Origin of the sequence: Rhodopirellula europaea 6C, from assembly GCF_000338295.1 — a bacterium.
Lineage (GTDB): Bacteria > Planctomycetota > Planctomycetia > Pirellulales > Pirellulaceae > Rhodopirellula > Rhodopirellula europaea.
In genome coordinates, this window is the sequence record NZ_ANMO01000053.1 from 45999 (window position 1) to 51998 (window position 6000).

A 6000-nucleotide genomic window follows, 5' to 3' on the forward strand; every position below is an offset into this window, starting at 1 on the left:
GCCATCTCAGGCACGCAATCGTTGGCTTTCTTCGGTTTCTGCTGATCTGCTGATGGCCCGGCACTATCTACTGAGGTGCCCTCCTGTGTGCCCTCCAAATCTGTTGAGGGCACATTTGATGCTGGTTCATCAGCGAGGGCATCGAGGAAGTCATCCTCGGTGACGCTGAGGTAGTGGGTTTCTGCGATGGCTCCCGAGTGCCCAAACCAGTCGTTCAGAACGTGGTTTTTGTGCCTGCCCGATCGCTCAAGCTCTGTCCGCCTGCTGGCTCGCAATGCCATGAACGGCTTCGGGTAAACCGCAAGTCCAGCCCGTTCCACGATTTTGTTGTACGTGGTCCTCAAATTGGCTTCGCTGCATCGGTATCGCTGGATGACATAGGAATCAGCGGCACATTCCAGCCCAGGCCCCACAATGGAGAACAGAGCATCCAGCTCGGTCCTGACTTCACGGAACAGCGGCACAATCCGCGTTCCCTTCCCGTATCGCTTCGTCTTCGGTGCCGTGACTTTGAATCGTCCCCGGTTCCATTGAATGTCCGACCAACGCAACCGCAGCACTTCGCTCGGGCAACGCAGCCCTGCAAAGCGGCAAAGACCAAAGATCACTCGCCATTCCTGGTCAGGACAAGCTTCCATGATCGCGGTTGCTTGATCTGCTGCAATGAACCGGTTCTTACTCGTGTCGCTTCGCAGATCAATCTTCACCCCAACGAACGGGTTCGACTCGATCAGGTTGTCGTCAACTGCCTGTCGCATCATCTGACGGCAACGCTTCACGTTCTGGCCCGCGGTGTTCGGTGACAACTTCGGCCCTTTTTTGTCATCAATCATCCACCGTTGCCACCGCTCAACATCTCCCTTTACCAAACTGCCAAGCGGAGCATCTTTTCCCAGGTAAGCCTCAAGGTGATCTACGGCCTGCCGATAGTTCTCCGGCTTTTTCCAGTCCGTCCGGCTTTTGATGTAGGCACGCATGAACGCCAACACAGTTCGCGGGAGTTCTGCACGTTGGCGAGCCTCGACCAGTCCATGCGACGCGATGCGATCATGGATCTCAAGCGGTAGGCGATCCAGCCAGTCAGCCGAGGACGGTGCTGGGGGGCGTCCACGTCGATGCTGTCCGACCAGGTGTTCGATGTGCTCCTTGGCCTCATTGGCTTGCTCTTCATTGAACTCACCCAAGCCGATGCGAATCCGTTTCTTATCCAGTGACAATCGCAGTCGGTAGTGATTGCGTCCGTCTCGTGCAACGTGCTCCAGGCTAGCCATTCGTTTTACCTCGCTTCTTGAATTTGGGTGGTTTCTATTTTAGATCAAGTTGACCAATCAATGCGCCTGTTTGCGTGATGGTTCATTTGATGCGGACAAGTGGCATGATCCCGGGCACCTTCTCGTCTGACTCCCGGATTCGTTGGCATGCCAACTCAGCATCGGATTCATGAGTGACAATCCCGTCGGGGAGCGGAAGTAACAACTTCCCTTCCTCAATCAGTTGGATCAGAGTGGGGGGCATCACGTCGCCTTCCTTCGTCATCTGGTAGCGAGCGAACCCATTCTGTCGACCGTACCTGTCCTCAATGAGCTCCTGAAACTCATCAGGAGTCATGTCCGGCATGATCTCAGCTGCAGGATGGATTGGGAAATCGCTCATCGCAACGCCTCGACTACCTGCTGCGGAGAGTATCGACGTGATCTGCCGACAGTTGTCGATGGGATACACCCTTTTCTTCGCATCTTGTCCAAGTGTTGCTCAGAGATCGATAGCAAACGAGCCATCTCAGCTGAGTTTACGAGCAACGGAGAGGCGGATTGGCTAGATGGAATCGCATCAACAATCGTCTGCTGAATCCTATCGATCAATCGCGCGTAGTCCTCCTCAGTGAGGACGATGAAGTTTGGAGTGTTGGTTGCCATGGTTGGTCCGATGGTTGATCTGATGTTTGAAGTGATGTTTGAAGTGATGTTTGAAGTGATGTTTGAAGTGATGTTTGAAGTGATGTTTGAAGTGATGTTCGAAGTGATGTTTGAAGTGATTTCGCTTGCCCAACAGCCCGACGTCCAGCCCAGCTTAGGGTTCGAAAGAACTCGTCGGACCCGATGAGGGAGTCATCGGCAAGCGGATCTCGCCGTCCGTGCCGGTTATCGGGTTTGTCTGTTTTTGAACCGATTCCATCTCGCCCAACTGGACCAATGCGACCCAGCAATTCGGCGAGCCCTCGCCGAATTGTGAATGCTGCAAAACGATCGATCGTGCGATTGCGTGAGGTTCGTTCGTGGTCTCAGTTGAATGCGAAAGTATTCTGCACACCGCGTTTGCCGTTTTGAGGTCCGCCCCAGGAACCTCATGACGGCCTGAACGCTCTTTGAGCGTTTGCCTCCGACACTTACGGTTTCGAGCTTGACTCCCTTTACGCCTCGATTGGCCCATCGCCACGCAGTCGAAGCATGAACACGCTTCTGCAACAGTGGCGGCACGTTTTTGAATTGGATCAAGTCCTCCGCCAATCTCATGAGATTGGCGTAGTTAGCTTTAGCTCCCCGGTTTTTGTTTTCTTGATTCATCGTTCTCTCCGAAACGGTTGAAGTGTGTGTTGATCAATGGAGCCGAGTGCAAAGAACGATTCAATTGACGTTTGCTGCAAAATCATGTGTACGTGAATGAAACGCCGGAGGGGTGATTACAAACAACTTGAGTGCGCACAGCAGTGAATCTTGTGTCCGCTATCTGGTAGCAAGCTGCGGAGTTGAAAAAGACCTCTTTAAGAAATGCGGTCAAGGCATCCTCAAGTCGGTTGCCAGTCGCGTTGCATTCTTGACTGACTCGAGCCCCGAACTCAGTTTCTGTTTGCGCCGCGACATTGCTCTTGGCTGAGTCAGACTGAAATCTGTTTTTCTTCTTGCTGCTTTATTAGCACGGTGCCGCTTCAGCTTTTCTGCTACTGCTGCCCGCTGTGCCCATCGCCTTGGTCATGCCTGCTGCTTTGGACGCTGCATGGGACACTGAGTGACACAGGGATGAGTTGAAACGCGTGCCATGGGGATCTCCAATCGCGAACTCGCTCCTGATCTGCGGTGGCCGGTTTTCACCCGCAAATCAATGGCCGGTTTTGCTCGCGAACTGACAGGCATCAGACGTATCGGTGAAGGCTGCTTCAGGGCGGAACAAAAACGTCTGTTTAACTTTGTTTCCGCTGGCCACACATTGGCAATGTGGCTGCCGGAGAGGCGGCCGTATCGCATGGCGAGACATCTGTGTCTGCCTATCCCTGACTAACACGAGGAGAAAGAAATGGAAGTTGTGATAAATGAACTAGAGCATGGACTGTTTTGCCAATGGTCCATTGATGAAGTGATCGGTGGTTATCGCGGCAAGATCAACGGTATCCATGACGCTTGCCGGAGAATGCCGATGATCAGCCGTTTTGACCTCGATAGGCTCGTGATGTCAATTCACGACCACGGCGTGCTTCGCCCCATCTTGGTCAACAAAGACCGGCTTCTCATTGATGGTCGTAGCCGGTTGCTTGCCGTTTCGGAACTCGACAAGTCAATTCCAGATGAGCTTATCGAAGTGGTCGACGTTGACCCGCACGCCCTCGCAGAAGCAAACACGACACGTCGTCATCTGACTCCTGACCAAAGGGTCATGTCCGCGATAGCGGTGCTCGTGAATCGGAGAGAGCGGGCTCGGCAGCGCCCCAGCGGGTCGGACGCAGGGAGAGGCGATGTCCACCAGAAAGTGGTTGCGAAGAATTTCTTTGTAGAGGTCTTAGATAGTGGCGTGGTTCAACATTCAGTTGAGAGAGGTGATGGACAGCAATGCCCAGATCTCTCGGCTGCTTTGAGCCTTCACAAGTTTCGTCCCGAGCTAGCCTCCGATGTACGCCAAGGCCGACTCAATTTGCGTGAAGCCATCAGCCGAGCTGAGTTCAGGGAAGACGAGCTGCAGCCAACGGACAAGTCTTTGCCTTCACTCGGCTAGGAAAAAAGGTCGGCAAGTCGTCGCCATTGATCTTTCTATGTCGACCTTTTGGAAGACCAGGGTGCCTACCTTGGTAGTGGAGAACGCAAGAGGTGTCTGCGGATCTCGAACCATATTGCAGCGATTCGTTGGATGTCTGACGAATCGCTGCATCACGTTAGTAGCTGCTAGAGCGACAGCCCATAGGCGGAGCGGCCGTAAGCAACCGTCTATTGATCGATATCCGCTCGCCTGGCCTCTCTAGACCATTATTGACAACAAACCTCGGCTACCAAAGGTTCGTGGTCAAGCGATTCAAATGCACGTTCGGTGCGTTGCGCGGGCCCTTTTATCATTTCTCTTCTCGGCGATCGAGCGTGATGTACGCATAACGCCCTGCGCACGGTGATATGACGTTGACTCAGAAAAACCTCTGTAGCCGGGCTGGCCTCCATTCAAGCAACCAACGCATTTCTAGTAGCCAGCGTAGCGGATCCAGAACCACTTCAGTGCAACCAGTCTGCATTACTGGGTGGTTCGTCGGGCACGCAGGCATCGCTGATGTCATCCCGTTCGCAACAAAGGGATCACGACGGTGGAGGCAAAGGCCTGTCGGGACGGCTGTAGGTTCCGTCTTCGGATCCTCGGCTACCTCCGTGTCGAACATCCCTACCTTCAAATCACAAGCCTGAAAACCGCCTGCCAGCACCGCGCTAACAAGACAAGCGACAAGTAGACGAGCTATGCCCTCCGGGGTGATCCAGCGGGCTTTTTTCGTTGGTGCTCAGAAACGTCCCTGGAGTCATTACTCCGGGTTATGTCGTCTGTCACCTGTCTTTCCTCGAACATGTTCGAGGTTCCCAACCAACCTTTTTCCCGACAAAGAAGTTGAAGAGAAGCATATGTTGGACAACCATTTCCATTCAACAGACGCGGGAGTTAAATACCGCGATGTTACGGAAGAATTTAAGCGGGCTTATCCGAAGGCCTGGAAGAACCTCAACGCTAAGAATTGGCAGCTGGATCGGAACGCCAATGTAGCGATACTCTCGGGCGGAACGCCTTGGAGTGAAGAAGGCAAGCGTGCGAAAGAGTGCGGCATCCACCGCCGCGGTAAATCACGACAAGCGATGCTGAGGTACACCCATTACTGCAAGCAGCAGTACATGTGTGTCCGGTGTGCATCTCTCGTTTCACGCTACAGAGCCCAGCAACTGATGACCGCGTCCGAGAAGTTTGCGGAGCACCTGGGGACCAACCACTTGCGTCTCCAGACATTCACGCTGAAGCCGAACACGTTCCGCATCACTTCGGACACACAGGAATCGTTTCCTACGCAGGTCCGATTGTTGTCACGGTTCTTCGATCTACTTGGGAACTACCACAAGGAGCGTGGCGTTCGGTGGTTCGACAAGACGAAGGGCCGATCCCGGGAGAAGGAAGTAACGCTACTAGGCCCAACCGTTGGCTCGATCCATGTCGTACCTGCGTGTGAAAGCCGAGACCCTTACTCCCATGCCCACGCACACCTCGGTGTCGTGATGACGAAGAATGGTCAGAAGCGGAAGCTGAAGGCGAAGCTCGAGGAACTGTTCGCGAAGGCGAAGAACGATCTCAAGCTGAGCTACACACCTGATGCCGACAAGCCGGAGATCGTGCCGATCAAGAGGAACCAGGTGTTTGCTGATCGCAACAACATCCCGGAGCAGTTCAAGAATGCGTCTTGGGAATCATTCGATCCGGACTTCTTAAAGAATGACACGCCTGAACAGCAGATGGCGATGAAAGCCTTCCACTACATGAGCCGACCGTTCAAAGCGAAGTGGTCTCCCGAAGGCGTCCTCGAAGCTCGACAGATGCTGGACATGATCGGCATGACCCCGTCACAGCTGCACCGCCGTTTCGGAATGCTCGATACGGTTCGGCAACAGCTTCCCGATTCGCCGCCTTCCGATCCGGAAGACCGAACGCGACTGGCGAACTACGACCCAATGCTTGGTTGGAAGATCTACGAACCAGTCATCGGCTGATTCGGCG

The 6000-nt window shown here is 54.0% G+C and carries 5 protein-coding genes and 1 pseudogene; 3 read left to right on the forward strand and 3 right to left on the reverse strand.

Features of this window, described 5'->3' with window-relative positions:
* Positions 1–200: 200 nt before the first annotated feature.
* Together RE6C_RS33440 and RE6C_RS04730 are read right to left on the reverse strand one after the other, a co-directional pair.
* A pseudogene (locus tag RE6C_RS33440) lies at positions 201–1271 on the reverse strand (tyrosine-type recombinase/integrase); the annotation flags it as partial.
* 82 nt (positions 1272–1353) lie between these two features.
* Positions 1354–1653 (reverse strand): hypothetical protein, encoded by a 300-nt coding sequence (locus RE6C_RS04730; RefSeq protein WP_008654362.1) that lies wholly within the window; start codon positions 1651–1653, stop codon positions 1354–1356.
* A gap of 249 nt (positions 1654–1902) precedes the next feature.
* Here RE6C_RS04730 and RE6C_RS32110 point away from each other — a divergent pair, with 249 nt between their 5' ends.
* Positions 1903–2103, forward strand: a complete 201-nt coding sequence (locus tag RE6C_RS32110) for a hypothetical protein (RefSeq protein WP_160167186.1) — start codon at positions 1903–1905, stop codon at positions 2101–2103.
* A gap of 38 nt (positions 2104–2141) precedes the next feature.
* Here the strand turns inward: RE6C_RS32110 and RE6C_RS29880 are convergent, their stop codons facing one another.
* On the reverse strand, positions 2142–2564 hold the full coding sequence (locus RE6C_RS29880) for a DUF1580 domain-containing protein (protein WP_081605563.1): 423 nt from the start codon (positions 2562–2564) through the stop codon (positions 2142–2144).
* Positions 2565–3291: 727 nt separating this feature from the next.
* On the opposite strand from RE6C_RS29880, the gene RE6C_RS04745 reads away from it, so the two are divergent.
* Both RE6C_RS04745 and RE6C_RS04750 read left to right on the forward strand, forming a co-directional pair.
* A complete protein-coding gene (locus RE6C_RS04745; RefSeq protein WP_008654368.1) occupies positions 3292–3984 on the forward strand; it encodes a ParB N-terminal domain-containing protein in 693 nt (230 codons plus the stop codon).
* An 881-nt stretch (positions 3985–4865) separates the two neighbouring features.
* Positions 4866–5993, forward strand: coding sequence for a hypothetical protein (locus RE6C_RS04750; RefSeq protein ID WP_008654370.1), 1128 nt, complete (start codon positions 4866–4868; stop codon positions 5991–5993).
* Positions 5994–6000: the final 7 nt, after the last annotated feature.